The 20,046-nt window shown below is 58.9% G+C and carries 18 protein-coding genes; 8 read left to right on the forward strand and 10 right to left on the reverse strand.

Going from position 1 to position 20,046, the window contains the following annotated elements:
* Positions 1–181 precede the first annotated feature (181 nt).
* Positions 182–2,584, forward strand: a complete 2,403-nt coding sequence (locus JNN07_10435) for a VWA domain-containing protein (protein ID MBL9168147.1) — start codon at positions 182–184, stop codon at positions 2,582–2,584.
* Positions 2,585–2,810: 226 nt separating this feature from the next.
* Here JNN07_10435 and JNN07_10440 read toward each other — a convergent pair whose 3' ends face one another.
* Positions 2,811–3,311, reverse strand: coding sequence for a hypothetical protein (locus tag JNN07_10440; GenBank protein ID MBL9168148.1), 501 nt, complete (start codon positions 3,309–3,311; stop codon positions 2,811–2,813).
* Positions 3,312–3,441: 130 nt separating this feature from the next.
* Between JNN07_10440 and pyrF the strand changes: the two genes are divergently transcribed.
* The 3 genes from pyrF to JNN07_10455 are packed head-to-tail and all read left to right on the forward strand — an operon-like array spanning position 3,442 to position 6,851.
* Positions 3,442–4,164, forward strand: coding sequence for an orotidine-5'-phosphate decarboxylase (pyrF, locus tag JNN07_10445; protein MBL9168149.1), 723 nt, complete (start codon positions 3,442–3,444; stop codon positions 4,162–4,164).
* Positions 4,165–4,176: 12 nt separating this feature from the next.
* A complete protein-coding gene (cobA, locus tag JNN07_10450) occupies positions 4,177–5,736 on the forward strand; it encodes a uroporphyrinogen-III C-methyltransferase (protein ID MBL9168150.1) in 1,560 nt (519 codons plus the stop codon).
* Positions 5,733–6,851, forward strand: coding sequence for an exo-alpha-sialidase (locus JNN07_10455; protein MBL9168151.1), 1,119 nt, complete (start codon positions 5,733–5,735; stop codon positions 6,849–6,851). The genes cobA and JNN07_10455 overlap by 4 nt, the downstream gene beginning before the upstream one ends.
* Here the strand turns inward: JNN07_10455 and JNN07_10460 are convergent.
* Genes JNN07_10460 through JNN07_10470 form a run of 3 tightly spaced genes read right to left on the reverse strand, consistent with a single transcriptional unit; the run spans position 6,814 to position 9,052 of the window.
* Positions 6,814–7,497: a LysE family transporter gene (locus tag JNN07_10460; GenBank protein ID MBL9168152.1), complete on the reverse strand. Its 684-nt coding sequence runs from the start codon at positions 7,495–7,497 to the stop codon at positions 6,814–6,816. The genes JNN07_10455 and JNN07_10460 overlap by 38 nt on opposite strands.
* Entirely contained in the window at positions 7,494–8,366 is an 873-nt protein-coding gene (pssA, locus tag JNN07_10465; GenBank protein MBL9168153.1) for a CDP-diacylglycerol--serine O-phosphatidyltransferase, read from the reverse strand. Before pssA ends, JNN07_10460 begins: the two co-directional genes overlap by 4 nt.
* 8 nt (positions 8,367–8,374) lie before the next feature.
* Complete coding sequence (locus tag JNN07_10470) at positions 8,375–9,052, reverse strand: phosphatidylserine decarboxylase (protein ID MBL9168154.1); 678 nt, start codon at positions 9,050–9,052, stop codon at positions 8,375–8,377.
* Positions 9,053–9,528: 476 nt separating this feature from the next.
* Here JNN07_10470 and JNN07_10475 point away from each other — a divergent pair, with 476 nt between their 5' ends.
* Both JNN07_10475 and JNN07_10480 read left to right on the forward strand, forming a co-directional pair.
* A complete protein-coding gene (locus JNN07_10475; GenBank protein ID MBL9168155.1) occupies positions 9,529–10,884 on the forward strand; it encodes a S41 family peptidase in 1,356 nt (451 codons plus the stop codon).
* Positions 10,885–11,098: 214 nt separating this feature from the next.
* The gene (locus tag JNN07_10480) at positions 11,099–11,662 is read left to right on the forward strand and encodes an HAD-IIIA family hydrolase (GenBank protein ID MBL9168156.1); all 564 of its coding nucleotides are present in this window, start codon (positions 11,099–11,101) and stop codon (positions 11,660–11,662) included.
* Between the two features lie 7 nt (positions 11,663–11,669).
* On the opposite strand, the gene JNN07_10485 is transcribed toward JNN07_10480, so the two are convergent.
* The 5 genes from JNN07_10485 to JNN07_10505 all read right to left on the reverse strand — a co-directional run bounded on the left by JNN07_10485 (position 11,670) and on the right by JNN07_10505 (position 15,782).
* Positions 11,670–12,623 carry a DUF481 domain-containing protein gene (locus JNN07_10485; protein ID MBL9168157.1) on the reverse strand — a complete coding sequence of 318 codons (954 nt, stop codon included), beginning with the start codon at positions 12,621–12,623 and terminating at the stop codon, positions 11,670–11,672.
* A gap of 64 nt (positions 12,624–12,687) precedes the next feature.
* Positions 12,688–13,557 carry a hypothetical protein gene (locus tag JNN07_10490; protein MBL9168158.1) on the reverse strand — a complete coding sequence of 290 codons (870 nt, stop codon included), beginning with the start codon at positions 13,555–13,557 and terminating at the stop codon, positions 12,688–12,690.
* 96 nt (positions 13,558–13,653) lie between these two features.
* On the reverse strand, positions 13,654–14,691 hold the full coding sequence (gene waaF, locus JNN07_10495; GenBank protein ID MBL9168159.1) for a lipopolysaccharide heptosyltransferase II: 1,038 nt from the start codon (positions 14,689–14,691) through the stop codon (positions 13,654–13,656).
* A 69-nt stretch (positions 14,692–14,760) separates the two neighbouring features.
* The gene (locus tag JNN07_10500; GenBank protein MBL9168160.1) at positions 14,761–15,483 is read right to left on the reverse strand and encodes a metallophosphoesterase family protein; all 723 of its coding nucleotides are present in this window, start codon (positions 15,481–15,483) and stop codon (positions 14,761–14,763) included.
* A gap of 11 nt (positions 15,484–15,494) precedes the next feature.
* The gene (locus JNN07_10505) at positions 15,495–15,782 is read right to left on the reverse strand and encodes an acylphosphatase (GenBank protein MBL9168161.1); all 288 of its coding nucleotides are present in this window, start codon (positions 15,780–15,782) and stop codon (positions 15,495–15,497) included.
* A 204-nt stretch (positions 15,783–15,986) separates the two neighbouring features.
* On the opposite strand from JNN07_10505, the gene JNN07_10510 reads away from it, so the two are divergent.
* Together JNN07_10510 and nadB are read left to right on the forward strand one after the other, a co-directional pair.
* Positions 15,987–16,862 (forward strand): pantoate--beta-alanine ligase, encoded by an 876-nt coding sequence (locus JNN07_10510; protein ID MBL9168162.1) that lies wholly within the window; start codon positions 15,987–15,989, stop codon positions 16,860–16,862.
* Positions 16,863–16,882: 20 nt separating this feature from the next.
* Positions 16,883–18,481, forward strand: coding sequence for an L-aspartate oxidase (gene nadB / locus JNN07_10515; GenBank protein ID MBL9168163.1), 1,599 nt, complete (start codon positions 16,883–16,885; stop codon positions 18,479–18,481).
* A gap of 6 nt (positions 18,482–18,487) precedes the next feature.
* Here nadB and dusB read toward each other — a convergent pair whose 3' ends face one another.
* Entirely contained in the window at positions 18,488–19,594 is a 1,107-nt protein-coding gene (gene dusB, locus JNN07_10520; GenBank protein ID MBL9168164.1) for a tRNA dihydrouridine synthase DusB, read from the reverse strand.
* Positions 19,595–20,046 lie beyond the last annotated feature (452 nt).

Raw genomic sequence — 20,046 nt, forward strand, 5'->3', positions numbered from 1 at the left:
TGTGAGAAAACCACGACTAACCCAGGGTAGGCGCTCCTGCGTCGCGCCAACCCTGGGCTTTGAGCCGGAATCCCTTTGGGATTCTAACATTTGGTCGAAGAACTTGTGGGTAATGCTTAGGTCGTGCCACCGCGGTCCATATAGGAGGGAGCATTCTTGGCGCACTTCCGTCCAATGGGGTATGAAACGGTCATTTCTTCTGTGGATGCTGCTGGCTTGCGGGTTCTTGACGATGAATCGGATGGCTTCGGCCGCCGGATGGATGGTTCTGGAGGAACCCCGTGGCGCTCGGCCGGCTCCCATCCCGATCGTGCCTGGCGCTGAACCCCTGCCACCACGTGACGTTCCTCCACGGATAGTTCCTCCCCGTCCGCCCGGTCTCTTCCGCCTAGCGCCTGCCGAGGTGGCGTCGGTGAAGGTGGACACTCGTATTACCGATCAGGTCGCGGTCGTGCGGATCGAGGAGGAATTCTACAATCCCAATGACCGCGTCTGCGAGGGGACCTTTCTCTTCCCCGTTCCCAAGGGTGCCCAGCTGGATCGCTTTACACTGGCGATCAACGGCAAGCCGATGGAAGCGGAGCTGCTCGGAGCGGACAAGGCGCGCGAAATCTACCAGGACATCGTTCGGCGTTCGCTCGACCCGGCGCTGCTCGAGTATGTCGGACGCGATCTCTTCAAGGTGCGGGTGTTTCCTATCGAGCCCCATTCGAAACGCCAGATTATGGTCAGCTACACACAGTTGCTGACCGAGGACAGTGGGATGCTGAACTGGGTCCTGCCGTTACGCCAGGACACGGCTCAAGGAAAGACGATACCATTTCTGTCGGTGAAGGTGAATTTGGAATCGAAGCAGGCTCTCAAGACCCTGTACTCACCGAGTCATAAAGTAGAGATCGCCCGCCAGGGGGACCACCGCGCGACGGTTGGGTTCGAGGCGAATACGGCGACGTCGGAAGCGGATTTTCAACTGCTTTTCTCTCGCGCTCGTGGAGAGCTGGGAATCGATGTGCTCATGCATCGTACGGGTACCGAGGACGGATACTTCCTTCTGCTGGCCACGCCGCAGTTGGAGAGCGAGGGACGGAATCAGGTGCCCAAGGATGTGGTGTTTGTCTTGGATTCGTCCGGTTCGATGGCGGGGGCGAAATTGGAACAGGCCAAAAAAGCGCTGCGATTTTGTATCGCGAATCTGAACGACCAGGACCGCTTCGAGATCCTGCGGTTCTCCACGGAGGTGGAGGGAGTGTTTCAACAGCTCACCGACACCGGACGCGAGGCTCGGGATCGGGCGCTGAGTTTTGTGGATCGAATCAAACCCACGGGCGGGACCGCCATTCACGACGCGTTGACCCAGGCCCTCGCCCTGAAGCCCAAGGAGACGCAGCGACCCTATGTGGTGGTGTTTCTGACCGACGGCCGTCCTACGGTGGGGCCGAGCGATGAGAACCAGATCGCGGAAGCGGTCACCGGCAAGGGCAACCTTGCGCCCGAGAGTTTGACCCGTGTGTTTTGCTTTGGCATCGGCACCGACGTGAACACGCATCTGCTGGATCGCGTCTCCGAGGCAACTAAAGCGTCGACCACCTATGTTCTGCCGGAGGAAGATCTTGAGCTGAAAGTGTCGGCGTTCTTCAGTCGGATCAAGGAGCCGGCGTTGTCGAATCTGCGTGTTGAATTTCCGGAGGGAGTGAAGGTGAGCAAGCTCTATCCGCAGTCGTTGCCTGATCTGTTTAAGGGGCAGCAGTTGTTGGTGGCAGGGCGCTATTCGGGTCGGGGGACGGGACTGGTTCGCATCAGCGGCGTTCTCAATGGAGACAAACGTGAGTATTCTCGCGAACTGACCTTTGTGGAATCCACTTCGGACAACGCGTTCCTACCTCGCCTGTGGGCGACTCGACGAATCGGCTATTTGTTGGATGAGATTCGATTGCGCGGGGAGAACGCCGAGTTGAAGGATGAGGTAGTGGAGCTGGCGAGGAAGTATGCGGTGGTGACGCCTTATACCGCCTATTTGGTGACCGAAGATGAAGCACGTCGGGGGATCTCTGCGGATCGACAGACCTTTCAACGGGGAACGGATGCGTTGGCTCAGCAGCAATTGCAGCGAAATTATCGGGCGTTGATGGAAGATCGATCGGGAGATCAGGCGGTGGCGAGCGCGCGTTCTTTCTCCCTGCTCAAATCGGCTGAGGCATCGAGTGCGGCGATCCAGTCGGGTGCGTTAGAAACCTTGCGGGCGGCTACTCCGATGGCCGCGCCGGCGACGTTGCCGGTTCCGGGACAGCCGGCCCGAGCCAAGCTGGAGGTGGGGCAGTCCAGAGCGGCTTCTCGCACGCCCGCAACGCAACAGGTCGCCCGGTTTGTGGGTGGACAGTCCTTTTTCTTCAATGGTGAACAATGGATGGATGCGCGGATTCAGAACATGAAGGATTCTTCGGCGAGGAAGGTCGAGTTTGCATCCGCGGAATACTTCGAGTTGCTGACGCGGCATCCGGAGGCCAAGGATTGGTTTGCCCTCGGACAAAGTGTGCAGGTGGTGATCGATGGTCGGGTCATCGATGTGCGCCCCGCGAAACAATAAAAGAAGCAAGAAGCTGAGTTGTTGCCCACGAAGTGGAATAGGTTGGTGAGATCGGGGGATCCCGACTCCGTCTAGGGGAAAAAGCGGCAGAGGTCTGCCGCACTCCATATCGTCAAGTCCCGCGCACTGCGTCTTGGAGTGCTGTAGCCTTCTACAGCTTTTCAGCATCCTAGGGAGTGGGTGATTTAAGGCCTAGACACGGCCGCACTGAGTTAGATCTCCACCATTACCCCTTGCGGCGGTAATGGACGGGGGTGCCTCGGCTGTCGATGAGGATGGTGGAGTAGCCCCAGGGGAGATATCGCATGGCGCCTTTCTTCTCGGGATGCTCAACTCGCCAAGCGGTGACTTCGTAGGAATCGCCGCGTTTGACGACTTCCCACTCAGCCCGGTCCGCCCAGTTCTCCTTTTGGGCCAGGAGGCGGCGGGCTGCGGAAATTTGTAGTTTGTAACGGCCATCGGGATCTTCCGGATGCTCCATGCGCTGCGGGCCCTTGTCACATCCGGACCAGGCCAGCAGGCTCATTGCGACGAGCAGCAGAAAGACGTGAAAACGATTCGACTTCACCTCGTAGAGATCGGCTTCCTGGGGCGGGGGTTGAGCCTCAACGCTGAATGTGAGAAATTCGAGGCCGCGCCGAGGGGAAGGGGCCGAGTTGTTGAACCGCGAAGGATCCGCGATGATGGGATCGCCAGCTGTCTGGACGCCAAGACCGGCGAGGCGCATTGGCAGGAGCGGCTGTACACCGCCAATGTTAAAATCTCACCCGTAGCGGCAGATGGGTATGTCTATTTCATGCGCCCCCCACCCTCCATTCCCTCTTTTCAAGATTGGTTTTTGCGCTCAGGGTTGACCCATGCGGAATCCTATTTATGTGGCTCTGGATGTGCCCACCGCCGAGAAGGCGGCTGAGCTGGTCAAAGTTCTTGCCCCTGCGGTGGCGGGTTTCAAGGTTGGCAAAGAGCTGTTCGTGAGTGCCGGCCCTCAGTTGGTGCGGCAAATCCGTGAGGAAGGGGCCTCGGTCTTTCTGGATCTGAAGTTCCATGACATCCCGAACACGGTTGCTAAATCGGTCGCGGCGGCGACCCGACTGGATGTGCAGATGCTCACCATCCACACCTGCGGGGGATTGGAGATGATGCGCGCGGCGGAGTTGGCGGCGCAGGAAACGGCCCGGTCGCTGGATCGGCCGGCTCCGGTGGTGCTGGGCGTGACCGTTCTTACCAGCATGTCCACACCGGAGCTGAATCAGGTGGGAGTGAGCGGGGATATTGGGCATCAGGTCGAGCGATTGGCCGGATTGGGCGCCCAGGCCGGACTGCGCGGATTTGTTTGCTCCCCCCTCGAACTGGCGATGCTACGGCAGATTCTCCCCGAAGCGACGCAGTTGGTCACTCCCGGCATTCGCGGACCTGGCGATGCGGCGGGCGACCAGAAGCGCACCTTGAGCGCCCCGGAGGCGATGGAGGCCGGCGCAACCTGGCTGGTGATTGGGCGGCCGATTTATGCGGCGCCCGACCCGAGGGCAGCGGCCGAAAGAATTCTGGCCGCCATTGCCTCGGCACCGCGGATTGCCTAACTTCTCTGACACATGGCATCTTGTGGCACAGTTTATTTAGTGGGCGCAGGTCCTGGCGATCCTGGGCTGCTGACCCGTCGCGGCGCGGAACTCTTGAGTTTTGCGGATGTGGTTGTCTATGACGCTCTCGTGAATCAGCAGCTCCTGCAGCTGGCTCCGAAAGGGGCGGAGATCATTTATGGCGGCAAGCGGTCGCGCGACCACGCGATTCCTCAAGACCAGCTCAATCAGCTGCTGGTGAAGAAGGCCAAGGAGGGAAAGACCGTGGTTCGACTCAAGGGGGGCGATCCTTACGTTTTTGGCCGTGGAGGCGAGGAGGCCCAGGAGTTGGTCGCGGAAGGAGTGCCCTTCGAAGTTGTGCCAGGAATCTCATCGGTCGTGGCGGCGCCCAACTATGCGGGCATTCCGCTCACGCATCGGGATCATTGTTCGAGTTTCACGGTGTTCACGGGTCATGAAGATCCCACGAAGGAGGGAACCGCCCTTGATTTGGCGTGGCTCGCGAAGAGTCCGGGCACCAAGGTAATCCTGATGGGTGTCGAGCGGATTCGCATTTTGGCCAGCCAGTTGGTCAGCCATGGCATGTCGCCCGAGACTCCGGTGGGCATGATACGGTGGGGGACGACCACGAGACAGGAGACCTTGTTTGGCACCTTGGCGACGATTGCTGATCGGGTGGAGAAGGCCGGCTTTAGCGCGCCGGCCGTGACGATTATTGGAGGGGTGGTATCCTTGCACGAGCAGCTGGACTGGTTCCAGAAGCGTCCCTTGTTCCGGGAGCGCATTGTAGTGACCCGGACTCGGGAACAGGCCAGTGAAGTGTCGCGGCGATTGCGCGGTCTGGGCGCGGACGTGCTAGAGATTCCGACCATCAAGCTGGCTCCTCCGGACGATCAGCTGGCGCTGGTGGATGCGATTCTGGGATTGAACACTTACGAGTGGCTCGTGTTTACCAGTCCCAACGGCGTGACGACTTTCTTCGACGCCTTTTTCAAGTCGTTCAAGGATCTGCGAGATTTGGGGGGCTGTCGAATCGCGGCGGTGGGTCCCGCGACGGCGGCCAAACTCCAGGAGCTTCATCTGCAGGTGGATCTCATGCCGGCGGAATACGTGAGCAGCCAAATTGCGGCGGCATTCCAGGGCGAGCAGACCATCGAGAACGTCAACATCCTGTTGTTGCGCGCTCAGGTGGCGAATCCCGATCTTCCGAAGGAATTGAGCGGTCTGGGTGCGATTGTTGATGACGTAGCCTGCTACAAAACCGTTCCGGAGACAGAGGACGTGACGGGCTGTGCGGCGCGTTTTCAGGAGGAGGGGGCGGACTGGATCACCTTCAGCAGCGCCTCCACGGTAGAGAACTTCCACGCCCGGTTCGATTTGATCGCCACCAAGGCCAAGTGGCCTCAGGTCCGCATTGCCTCCATCGGTCCGGAGACTACGAAGGCCATCGTCGCGCTCGGGCTACAGCCGGATGTTGAGGCCAAGCCTCACAACATTGACGGATTGATCGCGGCAGTGCAGAAGGCGGTTCAAAATGCTCCCTCGGTATTTACCTCCTCTAAACGATCATGAACATCGTCTCGTGGTTTGATTCCTTTCGGCGTCGGCTGGCTGTCGTGGCCCTGTTGGGCGGCTTCCTGGGGCTGGAGAGCGCTACGGCAGCTGATCTGCACGTTCAGCGTCTGTTCGGTCCCGAGATTCCGACGGGCAAATACAAGCATCCGGCCTCGTTCGATGAGTTGAAGAACGGGGATCTCTACCTGGTTTATTATGGCGGCGGCGGAGAGTATGCGGATCATACCGCGGTGTATGGTTCCCGTTGCAAGAAGGGGAGCACCCGTTGGAGTCGACCTGTTAAAATTGCCGAGCATCCGGTGGGTTCTTTGGGCAATGGTGTGGTTTGGCAGGCGCCCGACGGCTTGGTCTGGCTCTACTATGTGATGCGGCATGGTGAGACCTGGTCGACATCGCGAATCATGGCGAAGGTGTCGCGGGACGGGGCCAAGACCTGGTCGGATGCGTTTCCGGTGACCTTCGAGGAGGGGACCATGGTCCGCAGCCGGCCGATTGCCCTGATGAACGGGAATTACCTGCTTCCGATTTATCACGAAACGGGGCACAACACTGAGTTCAGCGCTCCGACGACGTCCTCCCTGTTTCTTCACTATGATCCTCGGAAGCGGAGCTGGACGGAGTCGAATCGGGTGCGTTCTCGCCTGGGCAACCTTCAGCCCGCTGTCGTGCAATTGACGGATCAACATTTGGTGGCGTATTGCCGTCGCGGCGGGGACTACGAGCCCCGGAAGGACGGGTACATTGTTCGGACCGAGTCAGTCGACGGCGGCAAGACCTGGTCGGACGGCCAGGACACGGAGTTTCCCAATCCCAACGCCGCGGTGGACTTCTATAAGCTGAGGAATGGCCATCTGATCCTGGTGTACAACGACAGCATGAACGATCGAACGCCATTGACGGCCGCGATCAGCACCGACGGCGGTAGGACCTTTCCTCATCGAAAGAACATCGCGTCAGGGCCGGGAGATTTTGGGTATCCGACCGTGGTGCAAACTCAGGATGGTCGAATCCACGTGTTGTTCACGAGTGACGAGCGGACGGTGGTGCGTCACGCCTGGTTTGAGGAGAGTTTGGTCACTTCGCCAGGTGGCTTTGGGTCATCTGCCAGATGATGTGGCCGCCGTGATAGACGGCGGCGATCAGGAGGATGATGCCGGACCCTTTTTCCAGGCGGAGCAGAGCCTTTTCAGTGAACTTCTGCTTTCGGAAGGACACCCAGTAGCTGAGCATCAGAAACCAGGCTCCGACGCCTACGGCAACCCCGGCGACGCACGCTAGCTTGCTTTGAGTGGTGGGAGCCACCCACTCGCGGGAGATGAAGTAGGCCGCCATGATGATCCAGCCCAGGAGCACCCCGGGGTTCCCCATGACGCGCACGAAGCCAATCATGAAGGCGGTGTGCGGCTGCAGGCGTCGCTCAATCTTTTCTTCGACCCGGTTCGTGGCCTCAATGGACTTGGCGAGCAGGAACTTGAGACCTAGCCAGAGCATGAAGACGAAGCTCACCAGTTCCATGGTGGCCTTGACGAGCCCTCGTTGGAAGAATGAGGCGAATCCGGTGAAGGCGAGCGCGCAGTAGATGGATTCCATCACGACGGCGCCCAGGCCGATGAGGGAGGCCCAGGCGAAACCCCGTCGAGCCCCTTCGTTGATGATGGTCAGGTTGATCGGGCCGACGGGGATGCAGAGCAGCACGCCGCTGATGAATCCCGTCAACGCTGCCATGGGCACGTCAGGCAAAAGTTCGGGCAAGTTCATTCAGGCGGCTTGGCAGTGCTTGGGCTTTCGTCATCGTCGTCCTCTTCATCCTCGATCTCGCGTCGCATTTCCCGGGAAATGCGTGGTCGGATGAAACCATAGAGCAGGTAGGCGGTGAACGCGAGGGGAAGCAGGAAGCGAAGAAGCTTGAGCTGGAAGATGAGCACGGCCCCCATGATGAGAATGAACAGCAACGTTTTGGCGAAGGTTCGTTGCGAACGGAAATCGAGTTTCTTAAAGCTTGGGTAGCGGACCCGGCTGACCATCATCGCGGATAAGAAGAGCAGCAGAGCTGGCAGGATGTAGCGGAGGTAGCCCTTCTTGAAGTTCTGCTCCTCGAAGTAGATGAGGAGCAGGGTGAGCGAAGCCACCAAGCCCGCGGCAGCCGGGATGGGGAAGCCTAGGAAGTCCTTGCCGCCACCGCCACCGCTCATGGTGGCCAGGCAATTGAAGCGAGCCAGTCGGAAGGCACCGCAGATCAGGTAGATGCTGGCGATAAACCAGCCGATTTCTTGATGCGCGCCAAACAAGTCCCGAAGGACGATTCGGTGGACTAGGAAGGCGGGGGCGACGCCGAAGGAGATGATATCCGCCAGCGAGTCAAACTCTCGTCCGAAGGGGCTTTCTTGCCCCCCCATGCGGGCGACCCGGCCATCGAGCAGGTCAAAGATGCAGGCCAGGAGGATGAAAAATAGGGCGACGTTGATGGCCGAGAAATCCTCGGAGCTGAGATCGGCCTCGACGATCTTGGTCAGCGCGATGAAGCCGCAGAACAAATTGCCGGCGGTCATCAGGTTCGGCAAAAAATAAATCCTTAGCCGGTTCTCAGGCGGCTCTCCAGGCTTGATTGGATTATGGGCGTCGGACATTTCCATCCTTAGGCAAAGCAGGCCACAATGGTCTCTCCCCCGCGAATGGGGTCGCCGGGTCTGACCTGCACCTCGGCGGAGAGTGGCAGGAATAGTTCACAACGCGAGCCGAATTGCATCATTCCGAGGCTTTGGCTTCGTTCCACGATATCGCCGGTGCGGGACCAGGAGAGGCATTTCCGAGGATAGCGTCCGGCGATGTAGCGAAGAGCGATCGTTTCCCGGGGGGCTTCGCGCGGGGCGATGGCGATCTGCAAGTGGCTACCGGTGGCTCGGCTCGACGAGCCTGGGGCGGCTGACAGCTCCAGACAGCTGGTGATGACCCCGTCGACCGGACTTTTCCCCACGTGAACCTCGCGCCAGCCCAAGTGAATGGAGATCCGCTGGCAGTCGCCCGGCATGAGGCCGGGTTCGGACGTCTGGGTAATCTCGGCGATTCGGCCGTGGGAGGGAGCGACCACGGCTTTGGGAAGCCCCAGAGGAGCTATGGGGTGCGGGTCGCGGTGGAGGAAGAGAATGAGCAGGGCGGAGGCGATCCACAGGCCGATCAGGCCCCAGGATACCGCGGCGATCAAGTGGCCGAGAAAGATGGCCACCACACCGGCGGATAGGAGAGCTAGGACAGCTACGAGCCCCCACAGAATCCTGCTGAGGGCTAGTTTGAATGCGCGTCCAGAATGATCCACGCGTGGATCTTAGAAATCCGAGGGGGCCAGGGCAAAGCCTAAAACGGCTGATTCGGGGCCAGCAGCCTGTCGGACTTGTCCCGACCGGACGTGAGTCCGGGTTTGAACCTCATTTCTGCTCAAGAATGACGTAGGACACGTCGCGACAGGCCGCTAGATTTTTTCCTGTGAAGACTCAGAAGGGGCGGGCCGACTGACGGTAATGTTCTTCAAAATCCCCTCCGACTCCGTGTGCTCCGCGTGGGCCCAAACTCTTCCTTGGAATTAGACCCCACCTTCCCTTCAAGCCTGGTAGGAGCCTGTGACTACGATTTTTGAGGGATCACTCAGCCCAAGCGCGCTCTACAGCAGGATTCTCGTCCGGTGGGTACCAGTTTGACCGGCTCGAGGCCGTCCAACCGGTCCTTGCAAACTGGCGTCCCGGCTTCTAACTTGAGCCGGGTTCGGCGAGGCCCGTGCCCTCCAGTTCTGCAACTATGAAACGCCGGCTGCTTTACGGTACCTTGGTCGTCCTGCTGGGCTTAAACGTGCTGGTTGGGGCTCAGCTTTATCTTCACGCCTCTCAGGCGAACGATTCCGACGACGCCTATTCCAGCCTGAAGCTGTTCACCACCGTCATGGAGCGCATTCGCTCTGAGTACGTGGACAACACCAAGATTTCCTATCGCGACCTGGTTCAGGCCGCCCTCAAGGGGATGTTGGGGACGTTGGATCCTCACAGCGAATTCATGGATCAATCGAAGTATCAGGACCTGAAGAATGATACCTCGGGTGAGTTTGGCGGCGTGGGGATAGCGGTTTCCAAGCGGGGCGACTATCTCACGGTGGACAGCCCGATTGAGGACACTCCTGGGTTTAAGGCGGGGATCCTGTCCGAGGACCGGATTGTGAAGATCGACGGGAGATCCACCGAGCGGATGACGTTTCCGGAGGCGGTGAAGCTTTTGCGGGGCGAACCTGGAACCGAAGTAACCCTGACTATCATTCGTCCTCCGGGAGAGGATACTCGGGATTTCCGGCTCACTCGAGCGGTCATCAAAGTCGACACGGTCAAGGATTTGAATGGCAAGCGGGAGTTTCCGATTCTCGATCACGGCATCGGATATGTGCGGTTGACCCAGTTTGGCGAACATACGGCCGAGGAATTGGGAGATGCTTTGAAGAAGCTCAAGGATCGAGGGATGAAGGGGTTGGTCATGGATCTACGCGGCAATCCTGGGGGGCTGCTGGATCAGGCGGTCGAGGTCTGCGAGAAATTCCTGCCGCGTGGAGAGTTGGTCGTCACCACGGAAGGACGCGAGGGCAAGCAAAAGAGCGAGTATCGCGCGCGAGGTGGCGAGAAGTATGGGGAACTGCCGGTAGTGGTTTTGGTGAACGGCGGAAGCGCCAGCGCATCGGAGATCGTGTCTGGGTGTTTGCAAGACGCGGCCGCGAAGGGCTTGTGTCGGGCGGTCATTTTGGGTGAGCAAACCTTTGGCAAAGGAAGTGTTCAGAGCATTCTGCAGCTTCAGGACGGATCGGCGCTCCGGCTGACTACGGCCAAGTATTTCACGCCGAGCCACAAGGTGATCCATGAGAAGGGTATTTCCCCGGACATTGTGGTCCCGATGTCCGATCAGGAGGAGCAGGATGTGTATCGCAAGCGTGTGCCCGGTGCTTTGAAGGATCTGCCGCTTTCGGAACGTGAGCGGATTTTGAATGCTCACGATGTGCAGCTGGATCGCGCCGTTGATTTGCTCAAGGGGCTGGGAGCCTATAGCACGTTCAAGACGGTGGTTCCTGATCCGGCTTCCGAAAAGAAGCCTGCCAAGGTGGCGCAACGCCCCGAGTGAACGCCCCGAGTGAGACCGGCAAATCCCCGGGCTTGCCCACCGTAAGAATACCCGCCTCCATGCCAACTCGGGCCGTTTGCAACTTTTTCGCTGCAAACGCAAATCGAGGTGGCGCTTCCTCAAATGCGGGATAAATTATCCCACGCATAATCCAAGCAACCTTGCAGCCGATCCGGGATCGTCACTGCGGGAGGCGTGTGCGGCAATTCGAAGTATGAAAACCGCAGTATTCATTGAACGGGATGCCATTCTCAACCAGGTGAGGGTGGGGCCGAAACATCAGATCAGCCCAGTCTCGATCGAGGAGTTTAAAGTCATCCCGGAGGCGCTCGAGCCGTTGCAGCGTCTAAAGAGCGCGGGCTTTGTGCTAGTGGCGACGACGAATCAGCCGGGGGTCTCACGCGGTACGCTGTCACGTCGTGAACTCGACCGGATGCATGATGTGTTGCGGAGGTATTATCCTCTGGATGACCTGATGCTATGTCCCCACGACGAGCATGATCGGTGTCCGTGTCGCAAGCCCAAGCCCGGGCTGCTGATCGAGGCGGCGTTCAAGTGGCATTTGGATCTCGATCACTCCTTTGTGGTGAGCGATAAGTGGCAGGACGCGGAATCGGCGCGCACCGCTGGTTGCACCTCGCTGCTGGTGAAGTCGCCCTGGGTAGGGCCGGTGCATCACGATTTCGTTCTGCCGGATCTTCAGGCAGTGGTGGGGAAGATCCTGATGCTTAGTTCATCAGGCAAGCCTGGTCCTACACGGCCGATGGCCGTGAGGTAGTAAGCCATTAGAATTTCAGACCGATGGAGGAGCGGAGCTGCAGATCGTTGTTCGAGACGGTGGATGCAGGCTGATTGTCGTACGTGTCGAGCGCGGTCAGGTTCAAGTAGAGGTTATTTCGAAGTGCGTAGCGAAGGTTGCCCTCGAAGCGAATCCGGAATTTGCTCAGGTCGGATATGCCCGGAAACACTTCCAGCTTTTGATCCACACTGAGCTTGGGGGTTATCCTCCAGGCGGCATCCTCAGCGATTCGGTAGAAGAAGGAGTCGGACCTTTTTCCATCCTGAAACTCGTGCACCTGGTAGTTGGCTCCGATCTCCAGATTGAGTTTGAATCGATCCATGCGGACTGCGTGGTAGCCGATGCCCGGGCCGACTTCGTAGCGGAGGTCGATCAATCGGACAGCATCATAGCCTGCGCCGCCGAGGTCATAGAGGAATAGCTGGCTGCCGATTTCGTAGTCGGTCTTCATCGAGGCATCCATGCGATTGGCCGAAGATTTCCCATCCACTTCACCGAAGGTGAACATGTAGTCGGCGGTGTTGCGCAGGCGGTTTTTGGAATAGAGCGCGCGAGCTCTGGCGTTATAGAGCTGTCGGTCGGTGACCCCGAATCCGAGATCCAAGCCTGCTTGGAGATCGAAATTCCAGTGTTTAGGCGCGGGTGTTATGGGCGGTTTGGGCGGAGGAGTCGGTTTGGCCGCCACGACCGGGACTGGCGGCGCGGTGGAACGGGGCGCTGTATTGGTGACTCGCGAAGCGATCTCAGTGGCGGGGATGCTGAGGGTGCCCAGTACGGGATGCTGCACTCGGATCCTGCCTTCCGATTCTCCGAGCCAGGCGCCTGAAACGCGGTCACCGTTCTTGAGCTGCAGCTGGACATCCTCGGCGATGGCCGTGGAGAGTGCCAGGCTGCCCCATAGGAGCAGGCTTAAGAACAGACAAGGAGACTGCGCAATCATGACAGTGACCCGGCGGACGGATGCAGCGCGAAGTGAGTGGACATCACACGGCTAGGGAGCTTGGTTATTTTGCAGGTTTGGTTGGAACCGAGTTGGTTGCTTTGATGGACGGCGGCACGTTGGTCATCCAAGCGGGCTTCGCCTGGGAGACGCCTCCCTTGACGGTGATTTTTCCGGAGTCGTCCATGGCCAGTCGGGGGCGATAGGGGGTGAGCGTGTAACCGGTACGTTGAGTGAGCAGGCCGGTGGGAGCCACCTCGCAGTATTCGAAGGATCGCGGGCCGGTTTGGTAGAGGATGTGGAGCGCGCTTGAGCGGTCGATCATCTGCTCTGGCTTGGCGAAGGCGACCACCTGGCCGAGAGGCAGCACCCTGACAAAACCTCCTTCTGGCTCTTCGGCGACTCGCACGTAGAGCTTGAGCTGCTTGACATGATTCGCCTGGATCAGGGAGTAAGTGATCCATCGAGGTGGACCGTTGGTTACCGGAATTCCGCAGACTTCCTGCCAGATCTGGCTACCGCGCACGATATCAAACGGCTGAGTTGAGCTGGTGGCGGAGAAGTTGAGTTTAGGAAATCGAACCAGGGCCGTGACGCGGTAGCTTCCGGGCTGGCTAAAGTCGTAGCCCGATGCCAAATCAAGCTGCTTGGTAACGCTTTCGGCCGATTCCAAGTCGAAGTTGCCTCCGGCAAGAATGGGCTCGACCGGGTTGACAGGTTTGCCATCGCGCGTCTCTACCGAAAAGCTGAGCCAGTCCGGGACTTCGCCCAACTTGACTGCCTGGCCGGAGCGGTTGAGCAGTCGCACCTTGACCGGCAGGGACTCGTTCCTAAGAAACTGTCGCTGGTCCAATTGGATCTCCACGCTGATCTGCGATTGAGACCGCAGAGCCATCGAGCAAACAACCAACCAGGTGAGCACAAATGCTTTCATGTCCAAAGACTACCATATTGCGCCGGAGAGGGAAGGATGGCCTTCGGCGAAGCTTCTCCCCGATGCTTATAGCGACGGACTCGGGGACGCGGCTATTCACCCTAGGTGGAATTCAATGCGGGCCACCACGCGGTCTGGGGTCAAGGCCTGAAGGCATTCCATTTGCCTCGGATGCGAACAGCGCTGTTTCAGGCATGGCGAGCAGGGCAGTGAAATGCGAAGGCTGTCCGCTTGCTGGCCATAGGGTCCGGTGCGGCGGGGGTCGGTCGGGCCGAAGAGGCCCACCACCGGCAGGCGCATGGCAGCCGCGGCATGCATCGGACCGGTGTCGTTGGTCAGCATGACTGCCGAGGAGCGCAGCCATTCGATCATCTCTGGAAGCGTTGTTCGACCGGTGAGATCGATCGTCTGTTGGGGCGCTACTTCGGCCAGTCGTGCGCCGAGGTTCGCATCGCTTGCGCCGCCGAGGATCGCGAACCCGAGCTCGGGACGTCGTTGACTGAGCTCACGGATGACTGCTTCGAAATGTTCGATAGGCCAGCGTTTATTCCACCAGCGAGCGCCCGGCTGGACACAGACCCATTTTCGTTCCTGGATCGGCCATCGGTTTCTGAGCGTTTCGGTAAGCTGAGGTCTCGGCGGAAGCCAGATAAACCTATCATGTACCGGCACGTTCAGCACCTCGAGCACCTTGAGGTACCATTCCACCGCATGGCAGTGCGGGCTGGGGCGTGGTACGGCGATGTCGTAGAGGGCGGAGCCCCCTTCGCGGGGGTCGGCGACACCGATAGTCAGGCCGCCATTGGCGAACCAGCCCACCAGTGCGCTGCGCGCCAAGCCCTGGAGATCGATGACCCAGTCATAGCGCTCGCGCCTCATGGCGAGCAATGAATGTGCGAATCGCCGAATGCCGCGCCACCTTCCCAGCTCTTTTCGCTCGAAGGGGATTGCTTGACGGAGGTCTGGATCTCCCTGAAGCAGAGGGAGGGAAGCGGTATCGACCCACCAATCGATGGCGGCTGCGGGAAACTGAAGACGGAGCAATCGAAGTACCGGCATGGCCTGGAGAACATCTCCGAGCGAGCTGGGCTTCAGGATGAGAATCTTCTGTGGACTAGAGGGATCGATGCTCAAAGTTAGCCCAGTTTCCCTGCCAGGTAGTCGGTGGCCAAGCAGGAAATCGAGAGGCCAACCATCGCGAGGCTATTTCCCGTGAGCCAGGCGTTCGGCCAAGCGGGGTGGCAATCCGGCATCGAGGATTTTCTGCTGCGCTTTGGCGATATCGTAATCCAAGCGTCGAAGCTCGATCGTTTGCTCATCCAGATCGTAAACCACGTAAGCGGCCTTGGGGTTCAGGTCGCGTGGTTGGCCGACGCTACCGACATTGACAAAATATTTCCGACCCGGCTCGACCTTGAATTTCGAGTAAGTGCCACCGCGCACCATGCTATCGCGGATAAAGGCGACTGGCACATGCGTATGGCCGAAGAAGCAGACCCCGGTGTTTTGGTAGGTGAAGCTGGCGGCCGCCGCGAGTTTATCGAACACATAGCCCCAGCGTTGAGGGACATCCAGGGTGGCGTGGACCATGGAGAAGCTGGCGACCAAGCGAACGTACTTGAGGTCGCGCAACCATTGGCGATCCTCTGGGCTTAGCTGTTGGCGAGTCCACTGAACTGCCTCTGCTGCATGGGGATTGAAGCCTTCGAGGGTTTCATCCATGGAGCAATATTCGTCGTGGTTCCCCTTGACGCATGGCATGCCCATGCTGCGCACAATTTCCAAGCATTCTCGAGGATTGGCTCCATAGCCGACCACGTCCCCGATGCAGCAATAGTGCGTGCACTGTTGAGCTTTGGCATCAGCCAACACGACTTCCAAAGCCTCTAGGTTTGAATGAATATCAGCAATGACCGCGTACTTCATCTTGTCTTCGCTTAGCGAACGATCTCAAAACCCTTAAAAACTGCCCCGGCCGCCTCCCAGCGGGCATCCTCCGTGCGAATGCAGGGCCCTAACCCAGAATCTCGTATTGCCTGCATAAAATCTTGCAGCTCGGTACGATGTCCTTCGGCGACCAATTCTACCCGGCCATCAGCCAGATTGCGCACTTCTCCGGTCACTTCGAATCCCTGGGCGACGCTTTTCGCGGTATAGCGAAAGCCCACACCCTGGACCTTGCCAGAGTACATTACTCGGACACGTTCTCGGTTAGAGGAGACCATGCGCACCGAAGATATTACTTCAAAATCACAAGAACACCAGCGAACGGCTTGATTTTCTTGAAAGGCATCAAGCCACAACCCTAAACCCAGAAGCAACTTCTAATTCTGAAGAAGTCCGCCAAAGACGGGGCAGGGAGGCCAAACTCCCTGTCCGAGAAGGTCATCGGCCTCTTTTCTCTGTTCTTGATCTGGTTCGCCGGGTAAATGAGGCACGTGAAAATCGTCAGAACAGCCCGCGGCATGCAGAAGTTGGCCCTCCAGGCCCGCGGGCGGGGGATTCGGATCGGATTTGTCCCTACCATGGGTTATCTGCACGAAGGGCATGTGGCCCTGATGAAGGATGCTCGAAAGCGGATAGGTCCGCAGGGATTGCTGGTAGTGAGCATTTATGTCAACCCCACTCAGTTTGGACCCACCGAGGATCTGAGTCGTTACCCTCGTGATTTTCGACGTGATCGGCGGCTGTGTCGGGAAGCAGGGGTGGACGTGGTGTTTTATCCCCAGGACTCCGAAATGTATCCGGGCCGCTCCGAAGGGCTCTTTTCCACCTATGTGACCGAGGTAGCCCTTAGTGTAGGTATGGAAGGAGCTTCCCGGCCGACCCATTTCCGAGGGGTTACCACGGTGGTCGCCAAGCTCTTTAACCTAGTTTTACCCGAGGTGGCCGTTTTCGGACAGAAGGATTGCCAGCAGGCGTCGATAATTCAGAGGATGGCGAAGGACCTCAATTTCCCGGTGCGCGTGGTGGTGGCACCAACGCGTCGGGAGCGCGACGGTCTCGCCATGAGTTCGCGGAACGCCTATCTTACGCCATCGCAACGAAGTCAGGCCGTTTGTTTGAGTCAGGCGTTGAATTTAGCCCGACAGTTGGTGAGGGCGAGCGTTCGTCCCCTTTCGGCCGCGGTCTTGACGGCTAAGTTGAAGCGTCTGATAGATCGGGCGCCGGAGGCGCGGGTGGATTACATCGCATTTTTTGACCCCCGCAGTTTCCAGCCTGTGAAGCAGGTGAGCGGGGGTACCCACCTGGCGCTGGCCGTATTTTTTGGGAAGACTCGGCTGATCGACAACGCGTTGCTTTGAACAGAATGAACCCATCAGACATCCGACGGTTTGACTACCTGGTGTTGGGCAGCGGAATCGCCGGCCTTTGCCTGGCCTTGAAGGTCGCGCGGCATGGCCGGGTTGCAATCATCACCAAGAAGCATAAGGCCGAATCGAACACGAACTACGCCCAGGGAGGTATTGCGGCCGTCACCAGCAAGGAGGATTCGTTTGAGATGCACATCCGCGACACGCTGGTCGCGGGGGCAGGTCTTTGCAAGGAGTCGGTGGTGAGGGTGATTGTTGAGGAGGGCCCGGCGCGCATCACGGAGCTGATCGAGTTGGGAATGAAATTTTCGGAGCGGGAAAGTGCCGAGTTTCCCGGAGAGATTGAGCTGGATTTGGGCCGAGAGGGCGGGCATTCCCGCCGACGGATTCTGCATGCCAAGGACGTCACCGGCCGCGAGGTCGAGCGAGCGCTCCTCAACGCAGTTGCCCAGCAGCCAAATATCCAGGTCTTTGAGAACCACGTGGCCATCGATTTGATCACCAGTCGAAAATTGGGTCACCCGGGAGAGAATCGCTGTGTGGGAGTGTACGCCCTGTGCAGTCCTACCGGCGAGGTTGTGACATTCTCGGCGCCGTCGATTGTCCTGGCGACGGGCGGGTGCGGCAAGGTGTACCTTTATACCACCAACCCGGACATCGCCACGGGCGACGGGGTGGCGATGGCTTATCGCGCCGGAGCCCAGGTGGCCAACATGGAGTTCATCCAGTTCCACCCGACTTGTCTGTACCACCCTCGAGCCAAGTCGTTTTTGATCACCGAGGCCGTGCGCGGCGAGGGCGGAGTCCTAAGGACGGTTGGCGGGGTCCCCTTCATGGACCGTTATCATCACCTTGCCTCGCTGGCGCCGCGGGATGTGGTGGCGCGAGCGATCGATAGCGAAATGAAGCGCAGCGGTGCGGATCACGTGCTTTTGGATATCACCCACAAGCCGGCACCGTTCATCATGGATCGATTTCCGAACATCTATAAGACCTGTCTGGGCTTTGGCATCGATATTACCAAGGAGCCCATCCCGGTGGTCCCCGCGGCGCATTATCAATGCGGTGGAGTTGTCACCAATGTGGACGGCGAGACAGAGATCCAGGGGCTTTATGCGGTTGGAGAGGTGGCTTGCACGGGCTTGCATGGTGCCAATCGGCTGGCCAGCAACTCCTTGCTCGAGGCCCTGGTCTGCGCGCATCGGGCCGCTCAGAAAATGACCCAGGCTCCGCAGCCTCCGAGCGACATCGCCTTGCAGCCCTGGGAATCTGGGAATGCGGCGAACGCCGACGAACTAGTGGTGGTGTCGCATAACTGGGACGAGATCCGGCGGTTGATGTGGGACTACGTCGGAATCGTTCGAACCCAGAAGCGTCTCGAACGCGCTCAGAAGCGAATTGCAAACCTGCAAGAGGAGATTCAGGCATACTACTGGGATTTCATTGTGACGGCTGATCTCCTGGAATTGCGGAACATCGCCACCGTGGCTGAGATCATCATCGCGTGCGCGATGATGCGTCCGGAGAGCCGTGGACTGCATTACACTTTGGACTATCCCAATCCCAACCCCGAATGGGCGCAGAGGAACACGGTGGTGAGGAAACTGTGAAGGGGTTCACCAAACATCCACGGGCCCCTTGGGCACTGGAATGTGTTCGCGCTGGGTGACTTCGGGCTCCCGCATGAAGGAGGGGATCATCTTGGATGGCTGGTATTGCGGCTTAAGCTGGCCGTCTGAGTCCAAGAATTGCTGACGCCACGTGACGTAGGCTGACAGAATCTCATTGAACTCTTCGCGGGAACGCAGCTGCACCACGCGTTTATTGAACTCGCTAACGGGTCCAAAGCGCTTGGAATACCAAGGGGCCACTTTGCGGAACATCCGGCAACCATGCTCCTCGCCGAACACCTCCACCATCAGATCGAGGTGCCGGCACATCACGCGCACCCGTTCCTCGAAGGCGGCTTCAGGGGGGATGATTCCTTGATCGAGAAGCTGCCGGGTATGCAGGAAGATCCAAGGATTGTAGAACGCTCCGCGGCCGATGCTCACACCTGCACAACCGGTTTCCTCGAGCATCAACTTCGCGGCTTGGGGGGTGGTCACATCGCCGTTCCCAATGATCGGTATACGTTTGACCGCCTGAACCACGGCTCGAATACCGGCCAGTTTGACCGTCCCGCTGAACCCTTGCTCACGAGTTCGTCCATGGACAAAGATGGCGGCGACCCCCACGTCCTCGAGAGCGCGGGCTAGGTCGGGGGCGGTGAGGTTGTCATCATCCCAGCCGAGTCGCATCTTGGCGGTCACTGGAATTCGAACTGCATTTACCATGCCTTTGACCAGCGCGCTGGTCTTGTCCAGTTCGGTCATCATGGCCGACCCTCCGCCGACCCGGCAGACTTTGCGGACGGGGCAGCCCATGTTGATGTCCACGGAGGAGATACCGATCGATTCCAGGTAGATTGCCGCGTCGCGCATCTCCTCGGGCACTGATCCGAAGAGCTGGACGGCGAGGGGGCGGTCCTCCGGGCAGGTCTCGATGAGTTTGAGTGCCTTGGGATTCCTCTCGACCAAGGAGCGGGCGTTCACGAGGTCGGTGGTCGCCAGATCGAGCCCGCCGAGTTCGCGCAGGGTACGCCTGAAGGGCAGGTTGGTGTAACCTGCCAGTGGCGACAAAAAGAGATTGGATTTCAGTTCCAGAGAACCGAAGCGCAGCATGCCTGACATCATACGCGATGGGTTAGGATTTGTGAACTGCGCAGATTTTGGGTGGAGTCTAGGAAGTTGTTGAACCACGGATTGCACGGATCCCACGGATTGAGAAACAGAATACTTACTCGGAGGCTCGCCACGGCATGAGGATCTCGCGCAAAACGAACGAAAAGGGGCCCGAGTTTTTAAACCGCAATGGACGCAAAGGACGCGATGTGGAATCGGAGGAAGGGCAAATACTGAATTCCTCTTTCCTCTGCAGACATCGCGTCCATTGCGTCCATTGCGGTTCAACTTTCTCTCCGTCGAAAAGCGGTGTCGTGCCCTAAGCATTACCCACAAGTTCAGAAGATCTTGGACCTCTATCCCAACGGGATAGCGCCTCAAAGCCCAGGGTTGCGAGGAACGAGCTACCCTGGGAAAAACCCATAGAATTCACAACCCCATCGTGGGTTGCG

It is taken from the genome of Verrucomicrobiales bacterium, assembly GCA_016793885.1.
Taxonomy (GTDB): domain Bacteria; phylum Verrucomicrobiota; class Verrucomicrobiia; order Limisphaerales; family UBA11320; genus UBA11320.

Coding starts and splice junctions, on each gene's coding strand:
- JNN07_10460 (MBL9168152.1), bottom strand. CDS start 7,497: ATGAACTTGCCCGAACTTTTGCCTGACGTGCCCATGGCAGCGTTGACG.
- pssA (MBL9168153.1), bottom strand. CDS start 8,366: ATGTCCGACGCCCATAATCCAATCAAGCCTGGAGAGCCGCCTGAGAAC.
- JNN07_10440 (MBL9168148.1), bottom strand. CDS start 3,311: ATGCGCCTCGCCGGTCTTGGCGTCCAGACAGCTGGCGATCCCATCATC.
- JNN07_10480 (MBL9168156.1), top strand. CDS start 11,099: ATGAAAACCGCAGTATTCATTGAACGGGATGCCATTCTCAACCAGGTG.
- JNN07_10490 (MBL9168158.1), bottom strand. CDS start 13,557: ATGAAAGCATTTGTGCTCACCTGGTTGGTTGTTTGCTCGATGGCTCTG.
- dusB (MBL9168164.1), bottom strand. CDS start 19,594: ATGCTGCGCTTCGGTTCTCTGGAACTGAAATCCAATCTCTTTTTGTCG.
- pyrF (MBL9168149.1), top strand. CDS start 3,442: ATGCGGAATCCTATTTATGTGGCTCTGGATGTGCCCACCGCCGAGAAG.
- JNN07_10510 (MBL9168162.1), top strand. CDS start 15,987: ATGAGGCACGTGAAAATCGTCAGAACAGCCCGCGGCATGCAGAAGTTG.
- JNN07_10475 (MBL9168155.1), top strand. CDS start 9,529: ATGAAACGCCGGCTGCTTTACGGTACCTTGGTCGTCCTGCTGGGCTTA.
- JNN07_10485 (MBL9168157.1), bottom strand. CDS start 12,623: ATGATTGCGCAGTCTCCTTGTCTGTTCTTAAGCCTGCTCCTATGGGGC.
- JNN07_10435 (MBL9168147.1), top strand. CDS start 182: ATGAAACGGTCATTTCTTCTGTGGATGCTGCTGGCTTGCGGGTTCTTG.
- cobA (MBL9168150.1), top strand. CDS start 4,177: ATGGCATCTTGTGGCACAGTTTATTTAGTGGGCGCAGGTCCTGGCGAT.
- JNN07_10500 (MBL9168160.1), bottom strand. CDS start 15,483: ATGAAGTACGCGGTCATTGCTGATATTCATTCAAACCTAGAGGCTTTG.
- JNN07_10505 (MBL9168161.1), bottom strand. CDS start 15,782: ATGGTCTCCTCTAACCGAGAACGTGTCCGAGTAATGTACTCTGGCAAG.
- JNN07_10455 (MBL9168151.1), top strand. CDS start 5,733: ATGAACATCGTCTCGTGGTTTGATTCCTTTCGGCGTCGGCTGGCTGTC.